This is a genomic window from Acinetobacter sp. ANC 3929, assembly GCF_000369405.1.
Taxonomy (GTDB): Bacteria; Pseudomonadota; Gammaproteobacteria; order Pseudomonadales; family Moraxellaceae; genus Acinetobacter.
This window is the reverse complement of record NZ_KB849995.1, coordinates 1-16712: the sequence shown is the minus strand read 5'-3', so window position 1 is coordinate 16712 and position 16712 is coordinate 1. Positions and strand designations below refer to the sequence as shown.

At 36.2% G+C, this 16712-nt stretch carries 15 protein-coding genes; 7 read left to right on the top strand and 8 right to left on the bottom strand.

The window, feature by feature from the left end; all coding sequences use genetic code 11:
* Positions 1 to 449 precede the first annotated feature (449 nt).
* Positions 450 to 1886 carry a MobQ family relaxase gene (gene mobQ / locus F909_RS16580; RefSeq protein WP_005146116.1) on the bottom strand — a complete coding sequence of 479 codons (1437 nt, stop codon included), beginning with the start codon at positions 1884 to 1886 and terminating at the stop codon, positions 450 to 452.
* A gap of 209 nt (positions 1887 to 2095) precedes the next feature.
* On the opposite strand from mobQ, the gene F909_RS16585 reads away from it, so the two are divergent.
* Both F909_RS16585 and F909_RS16590 read left to right on the top strand, forming a co-directional pair.
* Positions 2096 to 2377 (top strand): hypothetical protein, encoded by a 282-nt coding sequence (locus F909_RS16585; RefSeq protein ID WP_005098300.1) that lies wholly within the window; start codon positions 2096 to 2098, stop codon positions 2375 to 2377.
* 29 nt (positions 2378 to 2406) lie between these two features.
* Positions 2407 to 2598: a YqaE/Pmp3 family membrane protein gene (locus tag F909_RS16590; RefSeq protein ID WP_004728112.1), complete on the top strand. Its 192-nt coding sequence runs from the start codon at positions 2407 to 2409 to the stop codon at positions 2596 to 2598.
* A gap of 297 nt (positions 2599 to 2895) precedes the next feature.
* Here F909_RS16590 and F909_RS16595 read toward each other — a convergent pair whose 3' ends face one another.
* The 5 genes from F909_RS16595 to F909_RS16615 all read right to left on the bottom strand — a co-directional run bounded on the left by F909_RS16595 (position 2896) and on the right by F909_RS16615 (position 7380).
* The gene (locus F909_RS16595) at positions 2896 to 3453 is read right to left on the bottom strand and encodes a TetR/AcrR family transcriptional regulator (protein ID WP_005146114.1); all 558 of its coding nucleotides are present in this window, start codon (positions 3451 to 3453) and stop codon (positions 2896 to 2898) included.
* On the bottom strand, positions 3454 to 3798 hold the full coding sequence (locus F909_RS16600) for an SMR family transporter (RefSeq protein WP_005146112.1): 345 nt from the start codon (positions 3796 to 3798) through the stop codon (positions 3454 to 3456). It lies immediately after the preceding gene.
* 262 nt (positions 3799 to 4060) lie between these two features.
* The gene (locus F909_RS16605; RefSeq protein WP_005146111.1) at positions 4061 to 4678 is read right to left on the bottom strand and encodes a plasmid replication DNA-binding protein; all 618 of its coding nucleotides are present in this window, start codon (positions 4676 to 4678) and stop codon (positions 4061 to 4063) included.
* Positions 4679 to 4754: 76 nt separating this feature from the next.
* Positions 4755 to 5654, bottom strand: coding sequence for a replication initiation protein RepM (repM, locus tag F909_RS16610; protein ID WP_005146110.1), 900 nt, complete (start codon positions 5652 to 5654; stop codon positions 4755 to 4757).
* Between the two features lie 556 nt (positions 5655 to 6210).
* A complete protein-coding gene (locus tag F909_RS16615) occupies positions 6211 to 7380 on the bottom strand; it encodes a MobA/MobL family protein (protein ID WP_005146109.1) in 1170 nt (389 codons plus the stop codon).
* A 304-nt stretch (positions 7381 to 7684) separates the two neighbouring features.
* Here F909_RS16615 and F909_RS16620 point away from each other — a divergent pair, with 304 nt between their 5' ends.
* The 5 genes from F909_RS16620 to F909_RS16640 all read left to right on the top strand — a co-directional run bounded on the left by F909_RS16620 (position 7685) and on the right by F909_RS16640 (position 14656).
* A complete protein-coding gene (locus F909_RS16620; protein WP_005146105.1) occupies positions 7685 to 8458 on the top strand; it encodes a hypothetical protein in 774 nt (257 codons plus the stop codon).
* A gap of 249 nt (positions 8459 to 8707) precedes the next feature.
* Entirely contained in the window at positions 8708 to 9217 is a 510-nt protein-coding gene (locus F909_RS16625) for a PBECR2 nuclease fold domain-containing protein (RefSeq protein ID WP_005098302.1), read from the top strand.
* A gap of 446 nt (positions 9218 to 9663) precedes the next feature.
* Positions 9664 to 11508 carry an AAA family ATPase gene (locus F909_RS16630; protein ID WP_005098304.1) on the top strand — a complete coding sequence of 615 codons (1845 nt, stop codon included), beginning with the start codon at positions 9664 to 9666 and terminating at the stop codon, positions 11506 to 11508.
* A 796-nt stretch (positions 11509 to 12304) separates the two neighbouring features.
* On the top strand, positions 12305 to 13792 hold the full coding sequence (locus tag F909_RS16635; protein ID WP_005146104.1) for a SulP family inorganic anion transporter: 1488 nt from the start codon (positions 12305 to 12307) through the stop codon (positions 13790 to 13792).
* A 12-nt stretch (positions 13793 to 13804) separates the two neighbouring features.
* Positions 13805 to 14656 carry a universal stress protein gene (locus tag F909_RS16640; RefSeq protein ID WP_002115246.1) on the top strand — a complete coding sequence of 284 codons (852 nt, stop codon included), beginning with the start codon at positions 13805 to 13807 and terminating at the stop codon, positions 14654 to 14656.
* A gap of 299 nt (positions 14657 to 14955) precedes the next feature.
* On the opposite strand, the gene F909_RS16645 is transcribed toward F909_RS16640, so the two are convergent.
* Positions 14956 to 15507 carry a plasmid replication DNA-binding protein gene (locus F909_RS16645; protein WP_223182242.1) on the bottom strand — a complete coding sequence of 184 codons (552 nt, stop codon included), beginning with the start codon at positions 15505 to 15507 and terminating at the stop codon, positions 14956 to 14958.
* Between the two features lie 60 nt (positions 15508 to 15567).
* Positions 15568 to 16491 carry a replication initiation protein RepM gene (gene repM, locus F909_RS16650; protein WP_004811812.1) on the bottom strand — a complete coding sequence of 308 codons (924 nt, stop codon included), beginning with the start codon at positions 16489 to 16491 and terminating at the stop codon, positions 15568 to 15570.
* Positions 16492 to 16712 lie beyond the last annotated feature (221 nt).

Genomic DNA, 16712 nt, shown 5'->3' with positions numbered 1-16712 from the left:
TATTGGTAGGTAAACGTAGTCATATTGGTAGGTAAACGTAGTCATATTGGTAGGTAAACGTAGTCATATAAGCTCTAGAAGCCTTTATTTACAAAGACTTGAGCCTCTCTAAAAGCATTTAAAAGCTTAAAAATAATTAAAAGCCCAGGGAGTAAAAAATTGCCCTTGGTTTTCGCTTCGCTCAAACTCTATTGAATCTCGCTTTCGCTCGATTCGTTGGGGCAATTTTTGGTTAATATTTTCGTGACTTTTAGAAAAAGCAAAAGCAACTCGGAATTCGCTTCGCTCATGAACTTTTTTTCTCGCTACGCTCGATTTAAGAATCAAATTTGGAAAGTTCGCACCCATGCGGGATGCTCTGGTATGCAAGTGATTGATGGATAGGGAGCTTGTAATCAGGGAAAGGAAAGGGCAAATTTTCTCAGTTCGCTCGTAGACACTCGCTCTGTTTAGCGACTCATGCCACGAGATTTCATTCTAGGTGCATGTTGCTGTGCTTTGAGTTGTTGTTCTTGTCTGAGTTTCAGCTGTTGTTCTGCTTTGATCTCATTCACACATTTTTTAATGACTTGATAGGATGGGTATAGAGTCTGGTATTGCTTGGCTTTGGCCGGATGTTGTTGTTGGTACTGCTTCCAGGCATGTTCTTTGAACTTTTCATTTTCCAATAAATCCTTCACACCATTTTTTTTCTGGTATTCATGTCTGCCTTTCAGTTGCTTGTGCTCTTGATAGAGTGCATTACGTTGTGCCTCCCAAGCTTTTTTTCCAAACAGCAATGGTTTGTTCTGGCCTAATTCGTTGTGTTGATCCACCAGGCTTTGCAATTTGTCATGACTTTGTTTCAGTCTGTTTTTCACGATGTCTTGGGCGAGCTGCTGACTAAACTCATTTTTATGCTTTTGCATCTTGCCCAAGGTGTTTTCTGCCTTTTTAAAAACATCCTGCATAAATTCTAGGTCTAGATTCGCCTCTTTTGCGCTGATTTCGCGATTTAGCACTTTGCCAAGGGTTTCCCTCTGTTTTTCTTCAAACAGGGCTTTTTCGTCAATTGGTGGCGTTTTAGCACTATTTTTGATTTGGATCTGCTGTTCAGTTTTTAGTGTATTGAGTTTGATCTCATTTTCAGCAATCAGCAGATCCATATTTTTGCCGTATTGCAGCTGAGCCTGATTTCTCTGTTTGATTTCGTCATTGCTTCGGCTGATTTCGGTCTTAATCCCTTTTCGGCGCAGTTCGGTGACTTTCGGCCCTTCGTGCAGCGTGGCTTCTAAACCATTCTCCTGGTCTTTGTAGCTGCGGTGGTCGACTCGGGCAGTGTATCCAGCCAGATCCAGGTGCATATTGCAGATATCGGCAAAGTGTTCGCGCCAGTGTTCGATTTCTCCACTGTGTTTCTGATCCAGTTCCCGGGTTTTCTCTGTAAAACCTTCTGGCGTAAGTTTACGTGTGCTCATTAGGATATGGGCGTGATAATTGCGCTCATCACTGCCGGATCCGGTATGCGGTGCATGAATACAGGCATCGACTGCTACCTGATGTCTTTCCACGATGCTGGCACATAATTCTTCGAGCATGGCCAGACGTTGTTCCTGGTTCAGTTCACTTGGAAAGGCAATTTCAAATTCCCTAGCTACAGTCGAGTTTTTTCGGGTTTCCCGTTGTTCAACTTCGTTCCAGAGTTTTTCTCGATTCTTTAAATGTTCCGGTGCGCCTTCTGGTAAATAAATTTCTTTGTATTCCACACCAGTTTTTCGGCTGTAGTCATGTTCTCGGCCTTCACGTTCACAATAGATCTTTTCACCTGCCCGATAGGCAATCGCAGCAGTGGCGGAACGTCCTGCTGATCGTGCTACGGTTTTGACTGAAAAGTGGTAAATCGCCATGCCTATTTTTCGCTTTTAAATTTTCACGTAGTGAAATACAACCGTGGATACGGTTGTCGGGGTATTGGGGAGACCCCAATCGGACTTGCGAACGAAGTTTGCATAAGTGCGCTCTTCGAGGAAAACATTACTATACATATAGCACCTTGAATGCATATTCAAGTGCGCTTATGTTAGGGATGGTTTCCCAGAATGATGGTATTGGATGAATGAGCGTTACTGAAACACTAGACAGCAAAATCAAGGCACAGGAAGAAAAGCTAAAGCAGTTAAAGGCTCAAAGACAGGCAGCACTGGCAAGAGAACGTGCTAAAGAGAAAGAACAGCTACGCAAGGACGATACCAGACGCAAGATTTTAATTGGATCCTGCATGTTAAAAATCACTGAAGATGATGAACAAGCTAGAGCAAAACTGATTGCTCAGATGGATAAGTATTTAACGGATGAAAGAGATCGTAAGCTGTTTGATCTGTCGGCAGTTAATTATTAATTTTTTGAAAAAATACATAGGAATTTGAAATGAGATTGCTAATTGCTTTAATTTTTCCCTGGCTGCTGTTTTTCACCATAGGGCGACCATTTGCAGGCATCATTTGTTTGCTACTTCAGATTACAGTTTTAGGTTGGATCCCGGCTGCCATCTGGGCGGTCTATGCTTTGTCGCAATACAAGACTGATCAGAAAATTAAAAGAACAATTCGCTCATCATAAATAGTGTAATTGTGTGATTTTTAGATCTGATCGTTTTTGTGATTTCCATCACACTTATCCATGAGTGAATGATCAGATTGTGAAGATTATTTGAGCAATAAGTGATTTAATAAATCTTATAACAATAATTATAAAACTCCAGAGGTAAAGAAATTAATCCTCTAATTCTTAGTTAAAAAAATAATTAAAACAAGAATTAGAGGATTTCATTTTTTATCGAATTCACTCTATTTTTTGCCACAAAGCTCCTATCCAATAAGGGTATGGGGCTACTTTTTTGACTTCGCATAAGAGATTTTATGTTAAATAGGTTCGATTAAGCAGATCGTCTTCTAATTTTGAACATTGCTCATCATCAATGACTCCGGTAATACTTTGTAGCCACAACCCATCTGCTGCTAAACGAAGTAACTCTAAATCAGGATGACTATCCGTTTCTGCATGTTGAGATAATCTATTTTTTAGCCATTCCATCCAAATTTTATTAAAGGTAGGCTCTGTGATCATAGTCATTGATAACGCTGACCAAGCAGAAACCACCCCATCTATTTGATGGATAAAAGAACTATGAATATAAGCTCGTGTGAATTTACCATATTCTGTTGGATCGCGTTTAATCAAGTATTCAACTGTTTGATCTAAATCAAGAATTATTTGATTGAACATTTCTTCTATCAAATTTTTTTTATTCGGGAAATGGTGAAATACCCCCCCTTTTGTTATACCTACTGCTGTAGCAATATTTTGAATAGAAACACCAGAAATACCCTTTTGAGAAACAAGAATAGTTGCCTGTTCAAGGATGCGCTTTCGAATAACCTCTGGTTGCTTCTTTTGTTGCCGAATTTCTTTCACTTAATGACCTGCTGATTGCGAAAATAAATTAATAATTATTACGCCAGATACGATAAAACCAATTCCAATTAAAGCAGGATTATCTAGTGTCTGTTTAAAAACAAAGTAGCCAACTACAGCAGTTAGAACAATCCCAACACCAGCCCATATAGCGTATGCGATACCTAAAGGGATTGTTTTAATAACTTGTGATAATAAATAAAATGCCGTGCTAAAAAAAATAAAGACCATCACGCTTGGAAAAAGTTTTGTAAACCCTTCCGATTTAACTAAAAAACTACTTCCAATCACTTCGGAAACTATTGCAAATCCAAGTAATACATAAGCGAGTAACACACTGTTCATAAGTAATCATACCTAAAATACCAATCGGAAGGTATGTTAAATTTTCAAAAAAAAATTATCAATAATTATTTTAGATTTTCTAAAATTAACATAATACACCTTATACGAAATGCGTTATAATTATCTTTAGAAATCAATGCTGTAGTTTCTAGTTAATAGCTCATCTTCCCCAAGGTGGGCTTTTTTTATGATTTTTCACGTTCCACGCCTATTCTTTGATCAATGTTTCACGACTTTGTTCATATCAGTTTAACAATCGTGGTTAATCATAGGGTCTAAAAAAACGGCTCCAAAAGCCTCTTTTCGGCTGCTCCGGTTCAACGTGATCCGGCACCGGAATCCGCTTATTTTTTGTTTTTTCCGGGGTAGTTAATCCGTCATCTTTCGCCTGAGTTTGAATCTCAGTTTGTACAGGAGGTTCTTTTTTTTGGGTAGTCAATCCATCATAGTTCGACTCACTTTTTAAGCTAGTGTCTGTTGCTGTATCTGATTTTGGATCGATAGACTTAGTTGTATAGGCTCTTGGAGCTTCTAATAATCGTTGTATCGCTTCAATTTGTTCATCCTTAACGTGTAATTGATCATTCTTGGCTTTTAATTCCTCACGTTGAAACTGCTCACGCTCATGCGCCTGTTCAAGCTGTTTTTGAAGCATGTAAACCTGTTGTTCTAGCAGGTGAACTTCTGACAACTTTCGTGTTTCGGTTGTCTGTGAACTGTTCACATTTCTAGACGGTTCACCAAAAACTCGAATAGCTTCGGAAAGATCAATTTTACCATCACTATTCTTACTTAAATTACCTTTATTAACTTGCTTATAAATGGCTTGACGAGTTATTCCATACAGGTTTGAAAGCTCAATAACAGATAGTGATTTCATCTTGTAATTCTGGTTGTCTATTATGTGAACCAAGATACATCAACAAACAGTCAACCGCTACATACACAGTCGATCTTTATGCCTTAAAGCCTAAATTTTTAAGATGAGGAATGAGTTGTTTTTGTTGTATTGGATCTCGCAGCATATCTTTAATTTTGATAGCTAAGTCATCATAACTTTCACCTTGTTGTGCCAGGTGAGATAATTCATGTAAGCGTGAAAGCTGATTACCAAACATATTAATTTGTGAATCGGTTAATTTATAAAAATTATTCTGTTCAGATTTATGCTCAATACTTTTTGATTTTTCTTTAAACGTGAATTGAATGTGTGTGACTTTTCGGCCTGTTTTTATTTGCTCGTAAGATACATTCAAAGGGCTATGTTCATTGATTTGATCTACAGCTGTATCAATAACCCATCTTTTTAAATCAGCAGATAATGGATATCTTTTTCCTAGCTCCAACATACCTCTTAGAGATTCGATGGAAATCTCCCGTTTTCCTATTGAACGGTATTGGCTTAATAACTCATAAATACGAATAGCATAGGCACTACTCATACCAGCAATGTCAGATAGTGAATACTTAGTGAATTCACGACTTAGATTAGAAATGAAAGGTAAAATTTCTTTAGAAAACCTAATTCCTACAACGCTTTTACTTTCTAAAAATCGTATGGATTGAATCCATCTCATTTTGATTGATTCATCATTAATGGCTAAATTAATTGATCTGTCATATAAGCGGTTTACACCATCTTTTAGATCTCTATAAGCTGTTTTTTCATGAACCCCAAGTTTTTTTAAGTCATCAATAGTTACGCGATAAATTTCATCATCTGTAATGTCTTCAGCCCGACTAATTTTACTAATCGCTGCTAACACAATACGCTGTTCTGTTGAGCTGAGTTGATATGAAGCCTCGATAACTTGATTTGATTTAACTACTAGTTCTTTTTTAGATGGACTCATCATTTTTATTTCGAAAACTTAATTATGAGTACTATAATTCTCTCATAGTTAGTAGTCAATCCCTCATAGTTAAGTAGTCAATCCCTCATAATTAGTAGTCAATCTCTCATAATTAGTAGTCAATCCCTCATAGTTAAGAGCTGAAAGCCTTGTTTTTAAGGGCTTTCAGCCTACCTAAAATATTTAAAAGATTTAAAAATAATTAAAAAGAGCAAATTGAAAAATTGCCCTTGGTTTTCGCTACGCTCAAACTCTATTGAACTTCGCTAAAGCTCAGTTCGTCGGGGCAATTTTTTGGCTTATCCCGTTATGACTTTGAGAAAAAGCAAAAGCAAGATCAAAAGCAACTCGGAATTCGCTTCGCTCATCATTTTTTTATGCTCGCTTCGCTCGGCCTAGAAGCAAATTGAATCTGTTCGCACCCTTCGGGATGCTCTGTACCTCCGTCTTAGCAGCAAAGGGGGAACTTGTAATCAGAGAAAAAGCATGGCGAAAATTTTAATTGTGTCTGTTCGCTCGTAGACACTCGCTCTGTAAAGCCTGAATAAATCCAGATAATTTAAAACCCCGGACCACCGTAATCATAATCATCAGATTTTGGCTTTGGCTGTTCAGATTGAACCAGTTTAGAGGGCTTATTCTGCGTGGGTAATGGATTCTTTGGTGGGGAATACACGTCAAACTCAAAGCATGGCGTTGAGTTATGTTTTGAATTCTGCAATTTTTGATTCATGTTATGAATGTTCCAGCCTTCTTGTTGCAATATAGGCTCTTGGGTCTTAATAATTTCACTAAAATCTTTTTGCAGTTTTTCCTTATTTTTCTGATTCTTCACTAAATAATTCAGGTAATACATCACTTCCAATGATGAAAAGGGATGGTTTTCAGCACTATAAAAATATTCATGTTGTTGATCTAAGCGTTTTTGGCGTTCTTCTAGTTCTCGCTCTTGCTGATTGTGTTCTCGGATTTTTTGGATCTCGGCCAGATATTCAGGCGTTGCGTTTTGTTTGCCAACCCCTAGCTTTGGTTCCGGAAGGTATAAGGTGCCGTGGATATCATTGTATTTTTCATAACTGTCAGCGGAAACTTGGTTTTTTATCGTGATGTCCTGGCCATCGAGATGGTAGGTCACTGTCGGGCAGTGCTGTGCAAGCGCATCATTCAGATGGTTTTCCCATTGTTTTCGGATATAGATTAAAAAAGTGGAATAGTCTGCATGGCCATCCTGCAGCTGGATTTTCTTTGCACCGCCTTTGCTTGGATCTTTGGGGTTATAGCGTTTGAAATATTGTTCGGCTGTCCGTTCAATACCGTCATCGGCTTTTAGCGAGAACATGATGTGACAATGAGGCTGATCTTCGCCACTGAGGCGCGATTTAACGTTGTGTATGGCGTATGAATGCGGATATTGCTGTGGAACTATATGTTTGTCTAAAAACGTCTCTATGAGCGTTTTACGCTGTTCTGGCGTGAATTCGTTGGGGAGGGCAATTTCATACTCCATGTAGACTTTGGCATTGGCTCGCTCAAAAGTATCAGCGGCTTTCCAAAACTCAATGGGATCTTTCACCCAGGACGGCATGCATTTGCCAGGTTCAACGTATTCTAAAATTTCATCACTTTTTTTGCGGACGTTTTCGTATTGCATCAATCGGGCAATATAGAGGTAATGCTGAATGGCGTAGCCTTTATTTTTACTTTTGACGCTGAAGTGATAACTGGCCATGCTCACCTTTTTGTTGGTCTGGGATCGGTTTTTATGCAGTGAAACGGAATGAAAACCGCCCGGATTTGGAATGCCTGGATGGCTGAAAAATCCGGTTGAAGGGGGTCAAGGGGGAATCGCCCCATTGCGTACTAGTTTCTCCGATCAGGAGAAACTGTCAAGTGCGAATTATTTAAATAAAAAATAGAAATTCTTTTCAAGAAATTTTATTTTTTATTTAAATAATTATTTTCAGACTGCCCGATCCAAATATGGTAAAACCATATTTGGATCGGTAGCAGTTCTGAAAATTCGGCGGCAGATAATGACTTTTGAAAAAGCAAAAAAACGTGGAAGACCGGCTCAATTACTCCAGGTGGCAGAGTTGCATGGCTTTGTTGAATTTTTAAGACGTCAGGAACGCTCGGAACTGCAAGATGAAGTAATGATGTTTCTTCTAAAGAAAGATTTTAACTTTGAGTTATTGTCTGAACCGCAGCAGGTTTTGGTGAAAGAAGCGTTAAAACCGTACCGTGAACACACTAGGCTCGTGCTATTAGCTGACCAATTGGAGTCTGAAAAGAATAAGTCTGAATATGAGAAAAAATTTTTAAAATTATATGATGATTATGAATGCGGTTTGTTAGAGAAGGCAGATGTAAATCTTCTCAAAACCATGTGTACTCGTTATTTAAATTTTAAGGCACAAAAGCTTGATGTCAGTGATTTAGAGTTATATCTGAGTCAGATCCAAAAGAACGAAGCTAAGAAGAAAAGAACTGCTGAAAACCGACGTAAATTTGAAGTTGGTGGTGCTGTGCTTGCAGCCTGTAAAGAGTTGCAAATTGGTTCAAATAGTTCAAGTGAAAGCATAAAAGATATGTTTATTGAATATCATAGATATTTTCATCGTATGAGAGCGACTCGGTTTTTTGCTGAAGCTTCTAGATTAACGAGTAGCTATAGATTAGAAGACGATGTTATCGTTATAGCTTTAAATAATTTATCAAAGTACACCCACGATGGGAAAAGCATTACGACGATTGAGATTGAAAAAGCTATTTTAGAAGTAAATGAATTAAGAAATAAAAAATATTGAATTATCAATTAATTAAATATTTTTTTAGTTGTAAGTTTAGTCCTAAGCTGGGCTTTTTTTGTTGTTGTATTTCGCATAAGAGATTTTATGTTAAATATATTCCCTATTTATAGACATTGATAAGATTTCTAAAATTATTTTAGGCTTTGAAAAATAAAGAATTTCAGCTTTAGCGTATATGGCTAATAATTATACATATTTAAGGGAATAATCGAGTAGAATAGTTCGTTTTTATGGTTGAGATACTAAATGATTAAGGAGGAAAAAGATCAAGATAACTGGAAAGTTTTTAATCTTGATGACATTAGAAATACTCCTCCAGAACAATTTCATCCATATGAAGAGTCAATGATTTTAAAGGCTGGTGAAACTGAACAAGAAGCTTTAGAGATTGTTTCTAAAGAATTTGAATTGGTTGATAATATTTGTTCAAGAAAAATTACTATTAACGCTATTCAAAGTTGGGCCATTGTTTCGATAGATAATTTAAAACATGTTGTTGAGAAAAGAAGTGATGCTAGAGAAAGATTTTCAAAATTGGCTCATCTGACATTACTGAGTCCATTTGAAGTATGGAAAATTAAATATTCAGATGGAGGATTTAGACTTGCCTTTATTGGAATATTTTCGGGTTCTAAAAACCATATTTTGCTTGTTTTGAAAATAGATCGTAATAGCAATATTCTATGGAATTTTATGCAATGTGAGCTTAAGAAGCTTAATAAGCATCGTCTTGGTGAATTAATATTTAAGAAATAAAAAAAGGCGAGCTAATTAAATAGCTCGCCTTCTGTCTCTCTTAAGGTCTCACACGACATTAATATCCAAGTATTAACGGTGTTCCTACGCAAATTATAGCTCTTGGAAGCAATTTGTTTCGCGCTTAAAAGAGACATCTAAATCAATTCAATAATCATAACACAAAAAAAGTTAAATTTTTTTGACAGCAATAAAAAATAACGTACAATGCGCTAGCGCATTGTACGTTATTTTTTATTGCTGTCAACCAACTTATGTTCTTGATCTACCTAAAGAAATCTATATAATGAATCTTTGATTCATTATATAGATTTCTTTAGGTAGATCTTTTTTCATATTCAATTCTGCTTTTCATTTTCTTAATATATTTCTTATAACATCACTTTGCCTTTTCTATACAACTTCTCTTATATTGCTATAACTTATTATTTTTACATGAGTTTGTAATGCAATTAAAATCAATAACTTTAGAAAATTTTAGGGGCTATAAAGAACCTGCAACACTGTTGGTTGATAACGCCTTTACTGGAATTACGGGGAAAAATGATGCTGGAAAGTCTACCGTTTTAGAGGCGTTGGATATCTTTTTTGGTAATTCAAGTGTTGATAGAGAAGATAAAAATATTGATGCTGAAGGAAGCATTAAAATAACATGCATCTTTGATAACTATCCTCAGTTTTTAAGTCTAGATAGTGGTTCACAGACTAGTTTAGAACGTGAATATCTACTTAATGAAAACAATTTACTACAAGTTTGTAAGACCTTCGATTTTACTACTAGTCGAGCGAGTGAGAAAGTATCTTTAATTTGTATGCATCCTTCGAATGAGGGATTGAATGACCTAATTTATTTAAAACGGGATGATCTTAAGAAGCGAATTACAGCTAGGGGATTAAATCCAAATGATGTTGCTGACTTAAGATCTAATACGTCTATTCGAAATTTTTTGTATGAATCAGAACATCTGAATTTTTCAGAACAAGAAATTTTATTAAATAAAGAAGATGCTAAAGATATTTGGACAAGCTTGTTAAAACATTTACCTATTTATGCTTTATTTAAGTCAGACCGTAATAGCAATGATCAAGACTCTGAGGTTCAAGATCCATTAAAACTGGCTATTAAATTAGCTCTTGCAGATATTCAACCTCAATTAGATGAAATTCAAAGACATATTAAAACAAGAGTAGAGAATGTAGCACAACGAACATTAGCAAAGCTTGCTGAAATGGATTCTTCTTTAGCGGAAGATTTAATACCAGATTTTACTAAAGAGCCTGATTGGAAGACATTATTTAAATTATCTCTTTCTTCTGAAAAAGGTATTGCTATAAATAAAAGGGGAAGTGGGGTAAGGCGTTTAATTTTATTGAATTTTTTTAGAGCCGAAGCTGAAAGAAAGATGAGTGAGTCATCTAGTAATTCTATAATTTATGCTATAGAAGAGCCTGAAACATCTCAACATCCCTCTAATCAAGAAATGTTGATAAAGGCACTAATTAAGTTATCAGAATTTCCTAAAACTCAAGTTATGGTCACAACGCATGTACCAGCATTAGCTGGTTTAATGCCTTTAGATAGTCTGAGGTATATTTATAAATCAGAGGAAACACATCGTATTGATCATCCAAGTGACGACCTTTACGAATATATTTCGCAAGAACTGGGTATTAATCCTGTTAAAGAAATTCAAAGCAGTGGTGCAAAAGGTTTTGTATTTGTCGAAGGTGTTTCAGATGTTGTCTTTTTAAAACATATATTTCTAAAGTTACATGAAAGTGCTCAAATAAAAAGGAATTATATTGAAGACAAAAATGTTCACATATTAATAAGTGGTGGAAGTGGGAACCTAAAACATTGGGTCAATTACAAACTTATTGAGTCTCTAGGAAAGCCTTGGTGTGTTTTCTTTGATTCTGATAATGATGGAAAGAACTGTTCAGACTATCTTACGAACATTGAACTTCAAAAAAAATATAATGAACAAGGAGTTCTATTTTATTTGACAAAAAAGCGAGAGTGCGAAAATTATTTGCATCCAAATTTAATTAAACGGATTTCTAATGGAGAATTAGACTATGTAGTAGATCCATATGAAGATCAAAAGGAAAAACTACAACCTTTAATTGCTCCATACAGATCAGTCAGGAAAACACAATTAGTTGAAAAATTATGGTCTCAAATGTCTTCAGAAGAAATTATAGAAGTAAGTAATTTAGAAAATGGAGAAAATGAATTTGTTAATTTCATTAACTTATTAGAGGAAACATTTAATTTAAGTTCGATCTAAATATATGTGACTTATTTAAGTTTTGCTAAAATTAACATAATACGGATTATCCGAAGCTAATTTTAGACAATAAAAAACCCCGGCATCCTGCCGGGGTTTTTTATATTGGGTTGCTAAGTATGACTCCTGTCTTACCTCACGTTCCTGGTGCGATCTTTCTTATTCTTGTTGTTTGGAACATCCTGTTCTCTATGGCTTCATCATAGGAAAATTCACCTATCCTGGACAGCCGTAAAGAACCAGAATTTACGTAAGCCCAGGCGTACAAAATAGCCTAAATTTCATCCACAGTAATTGGGGATAGTTTTCGCCCTGGAAGAGCTGAGAACATTGGGAAAATGCCAAAATTGAGCATTTTTTAGACGATTTTATTGGCGAAAGATTACAAAGTTGCTTAAAAAACACACGAGTTGTTAAAACGTCTGTTTTTTGATCTTTGGGGTTTTGGATTTATTGAGTTAACTATTTGATAAATAATACTATTTAAAAAGGCGTTTCGTATAACGCCCATTATGTTAAATGGACATAAATCAATTCTAAAATTATCTATGATCATTCTTACTTTTACTTCAGTACTGCGGTTAGGGTGGATAGAAAAGGGCCTAACTGCTATCATTGCCCCCGAAACCCTCCAAAATAGATATCTTTCTTAATATGACACTTACGCCACCATAAGTTTATTTATCTCTTAAAACAGTAAATAACTCATCACTGTCTAGTGATGTGGTGTAGTAGCTTGTGTGTCATATATCACATCACTAGCCTTTCCTAAAATTTAAAAAAATAGGCTATTTTCATGTTATCCACTATTCGAGAACAATGGTTCTCCAATATTCGCGGGGATGTTCTTGCGGGTATTGTTGTTGCTTTGGCTCTAATTCCTGAAGCAATTGCCTTTTCAATTATTGCAGGTGTCGACCCTAAGGTAGGGTTATATGCTTCATTCTGTATTGCCGTGGTGATTTCTTTCGTAGGCGGTCGTCCAGGGATGATTTCTGCTGCAACTGGTGCTATGGCTTTATTAATGGTCACACTGGTTAAAGAGCATGGTCTGCAATACTTATTAGCAGCCACAATTTTGACAGGATTTATTCAAATCCTAGCAGGCTATCTAAAATTAGGTGCATTGATGCGCTTTGTGTCAAAGTCGGTTGTGATTGGCTTTGTGAATGCCTTGGCTATTCTAATTTTTATGGCCCAATTGCCTGAACTCACCAATGTGACATGGCATGTCTATGCGATGACAATTGGTGGTTTAGCCATTATTTATCTATTCCCCTATATCCCAGTAATAGGCAAGCTTTTACCCTCTCCCCTCATCTGTATTGTACTCCTCACGCTCTTTGCCTTGTTCATTGGTTTAGATGTAAGAACCGTAGGTGATATGGGGCAATTACCAGATACTCTTCCAATTTTCTTGCTTCCTGATATTCCTTTAAATCTTGAAACTTTAGCTATTATTTTGCCTTATTCACTGGGATTAGCAGCCGTCGGTTTGCTTGAATCTATGATGACAGCAACGATTGTCGACGATTTAACAGATACCACCAGTGATAAAAACCGTGAGTGTAAAGGACAAGGCGTTGCCAATGTCGCTTCAGGCTTCTTAGGCGGAATGGCAGGCTGTGCCATGATCGGTCAATCAATTATTAATGTGAAATCTGGTGGTCGTACCCGTTTATCTACCTTTAGTGCGGGGGTCTTCCTGTTAATTATGGTGGTGTTTATCAGTGACTGGCTCAAAGTCATTCCAATGGCTGCACTGGTTGCCGTAATGATCATGGTTTCAATCGGAACATTTAACTGGGATTCACTGCGCAATATTCGCCAATATCCCTTCTCTAGCAATATCGTAATGATAGCGACAGTGGTTGTGGTTGTTGCCACACATAACCTGGCTTATGGCGTATTAGTCGGTGTTCTTCTTTCTGCATTATTTTTTGCTAACAAAATTGAACGCTACATGGCAATTCAGTCCGAATTTAATGAACCTGAAAGTACCCGTACTTATACGGTGACGGGTCAAGTGTTCTTCAGCTCGGCAGATAAATTTACGTCTGCATTTGATTTCAAAGAAGCACTTTCAAAAGTTGTGATTGATGTTAGTCAGGCTCACTTTTGGGATGTGTCTGCGGTCGCTGCCGTAGATAAAGTGGTCATTAAGTTTAGACGTGAAGGAACAGAAGTCGAACTGATTGGAATGAATGAAGCCAGTAAAACGTTAGTCGATAAGTTTGGTATCCATGATAAGCCAGATGCTTTAGATCGCTTAAATAGCCACTAAGAGGGATGAATTATGTCAAAAATTATTGCATGTATTGATGGATCATTAGCAACAAATACCGTTTGTGATTATGCAGCTTGGTTTAGCGATAAATTGAATTCACCTCTTCAGTTATTGCATGTCATTGATAAGCCAAAAGCGAAAGCACCACAAGATTTAAGTGGTGCAATTGGTCTAGGAAGTCGAGAAACCTTGCTAAACGAGTTGGTTGAACTGGAAGAACGTAAGGGGAAAATTGAGCTAGAGCATGGCCAAATTCTTCTTCGGGAAGCAAAAAACTATCTATTGGAGAAGTTCTCTATTGATGCTCAAAGCTTTCAACGCCATGGCAGTCTTTTAGAAACAATCATGGGAATGGAAGAGGATATTCGAGTTCTTGTTATGGGTAAGCATGGAACTGAAACCGAGCACAATTCCAGTAAAGTTGGAACCCATATTGAAAATGTTGTTCGTGCTCTTCATAAACCCGTGTTAATCACATCCTCACCGTTTAGTCCACCTCAGTCATTTTTAATTGCTTTTGATGGAAGTCCTACTGCACGTATTTGTGTAGACAAAATTGCAAATAGCCCTTTATTAAAAACCCTGACAGCTCATGTGGTATATGTTGGTAAGCCAAATAGTGATATGACATCACAAGTCACTTGGGCAAAAGAGCTACTTGCAAATAATGGTTTTGATGTCATTGATAGTGTGCTTGAAGGTGATGTTGAGAAATCTATATTGGATTATCAAGAAAAAAACGTTATTGATATGATTGTGATTGGTGCATATGGTCATTCAAAGATACGCCAGTTTTTTATTGGTAGTACGACGACCAAATTGTTATCAAGTTCTACAAAACCAGTATTATTACTAAGATAATTTTTACAAGATAAAGGGATAGTTAAAAACTATCCCTTTTTTAGAATTTCTAAAATTAATATAATACACCTTATACGAAATGCGTTATAATTCCACTTAGAAATCAATGCTGTAGTTTCTAGTTGATAGCCCGAACATCCCTGTTCGGGCTTTTTTTATCTTTTTTAGTGTTCCACGCTTAATAAATAAGCAATGTTCCACGATTTTATTCAGTTTCAATAAACATCATCCGGTTTTTTGAGGAGTCATTATTTCATTGCTGGCAATGAAATTGGCTCATCAAAAAAGTGGAGTGCTGGCTAACCATAAGGAAGGAAGAAACGGCTCAGGAAGCCCCTTTTTTTAGGTTCAGGCTCAATATGTTCAGGGATAGGGATCCGTTTGTTCTCAGGAGTAGTCAATCCGTCATAGTTTGATTCATCCTGTGACCGAGGATCTGTTGCTATATTCGAATTAGTAGATTCATTTAGCTGATTAATATTTTCTTGTTTTGGCTGTTCTAAGGTGCCTTTAAACTCAATTCTGTGAGTAAGATCTTCAATATGTTGCATCAAAGACTTTTCTCTTTGATTTGCTAAATCTAACTGATTTTTGAGTAAAGAAATCTGATCTTTTAATACATTTTCAACTTCAGATTGAACGTGTACCTGTACATCCTTCTGAACTTGTTCAGTGCGTGTACTGGACTGAACACTGATTGGATTGCCATAAACTCTAATAAGTTCCGATAAGTCTATAAGACCATCATGATCTCTTGATAATTCACCATTTTTTAAAGCCTCATATATTGTTGTACGTGATTTTTTAAAGGCTTTACTTGCGTCCATGACGCTGAATTTTGTTGTGTTCAATGTAATCCCTCAGTGCGTGTACAAGGATGTTCGTGTGAACATCCAATCTGAACATGAAGTTTATTTTGTATTAAAGCCTACTTTCTTTAGATAGGGGAGTAGTTCTTCAAATTTTTGTGGATCTCGTAGCATTTCAGAAATTCGAACTGCAAATTGTGAGTAGCTTTCAGTACCTTGAGAATATTTATTCATATCTGGAAGCTCAGATAATTTACTGGCAAAAAGATGACACTGTGCATCGGTAAATTTTGAGAAAATCTCAAGAGCAGTTTGCTCTTTAGTATGAGCTATAACGACTTTTTTCAGTTTAAAGGTGAATGAAAAACCAGAAATATTACGTCCCTTTTTATGTTGCTGACATTGGACGTTAATATCCGTATGTTCATTAATTTGAGCAATAGCTAAATTTAATACTCGATCTTTAAAATTTCCCATTCTTGTATATTCATCATCAAGAACGCCTATTTTTTGTCTGAACTCTGCAAGTTCAATAATAGGAGTTTGACCCGTACTGCGCCAAGCAATTAATAATTCATATAATCGCACAGCATAAGCGCTGCTGAGATTACTAATCTGTTGTAACTCATATTTAGTAAATTGTTCTTCTAAACGTGTAATAAGTGGCACGATTGCAGGGGCAAATATTAACTTTACTGTAGCTTCATCGTCGATATATCTAATTTCGCTGACCCAACGACTTAAAACATTCTCTACATTTCCTCTTTTATTAATTTCTTGATAGCTAAATTGACGTACAAATAGATCTTTACAGGCATCTTTTAACGCTTGGTAAGCTGTTTGTCTTGCAACATTAAATTGATTTACATAACTCTCAGCATGGACTTCTAAAGGGTCATTTGCATTGATTCCCCGACCACTATCTCTTGCTTCGACGATAGCTAATAAGATCAAACGTTGTTCTACTAAGTCTAAGTTATAACTCGCATTAATTAATGCATTGTCTTTAACTACTAAGTCCCGCATTCTATTTATCTACATTATTACTTATGAATATAAATCTATAATAATAAATATGTAGATTAATGCAAGGTAAACGTAGTTAAATCTACAAAAAAAATAATGTAGATTATTGGTAGGTAAACGTAGTCATATTGGTAGGTAAACGTAGTCATATTGGTAGGTAAACGTAGTCATATTGGTAGGTAAACGTAGTCATATAAGCTCTAGAAGCCTTTATTTACAAA

Bases quoted from the DNA above. Each gene is read 5' to 3' on its own strand.
- F909_RS16630 (WP_005098304.1), top strand. From the start codon at position 9,664: ATGCAATTAAAATCAATAACTTTAGAAAATTTTAGGGGCTATAAAGAA.
- F909_RS16640 (WP_002115246.1), top strand. From the start codon at position 13,805: ATGTCAAAAATTATTGCATGTATTGATGGATCATTAGCAACAAATACC.
- F909_RS16590 (WP_004728112.1), top strand. From the start codon at position 2,407: ATGAGATTGCTAATTGCTTTAATTTTTCCCTGGCTGCTGTTTTTCACC.
- F909_RS16600 (WP_005146112.1), bottom strand. From the start codon at position 3,798: ATGAACAGTGTGTTACTCGCTTATGTATTACTTGGATTTGCAATAGTT.
- repM (WP_004811812.1), bottom strand. From the start codon at position 16,491: ATGCGGGACTTAGTAGTTAAAGACAATGCATTAATTAATGCGAGTTAT.
- F909_RS16620 (WP_005146105.1), top strand. From the start codon at position 7,685: ATGACTTTTGAAAAAGCAAAAAAACGTGGAAGACCGGCTCAATTACTC.
- F909_RS16615 (WP_005146109.1), bottom strand. From the start codon at position 7,380: ATGGCCAGTTATCACTTCAGCGTCAAAAGTAAAAATAAAGGCTACGCC.
- F909_RS16635 (WP_005146104.1), top strand. From the start codon at position 12,305: ATGTTATCCACTATTCGAGAACAATGGTTCTCCAATATTCGCGGGGAT.
- F909_RS16625 (WP_005098302.1), top strand. From the start codon at position 8,708: ATGATTAAGGAGGAAAAAGATCAAGATAACTGGAAAGTTTTTAATCTT.
- repM (WP_005146110.1), bottom strand. From the start codon at position 5,654: ATGATGAGTCCATCTAAAAAAGAACTAGTAGTTAAATCAAATCAAGTT.
- mobQ (WP_005146116.1), bottom strand. From the start codon at position 1,886: ATGGCGATTTACCACTTTTCAGTCAAAACCGTAGCACGATCAGCAGGA.
- F909_RS16585 (WP_005098300.1), top strand. From the start codon at position 2,096: ATGAGCGTTACTGAAACACTAGACAGCAAAATCAAGGCACAGGAAGAA.
- F909_RS16605 (WP_005146111.1), bottom strand. From the start codon at position 4,678: ATGAAATCACTATCTGTTATTGAGCTTTCAAACCTGTATGGAATAACT.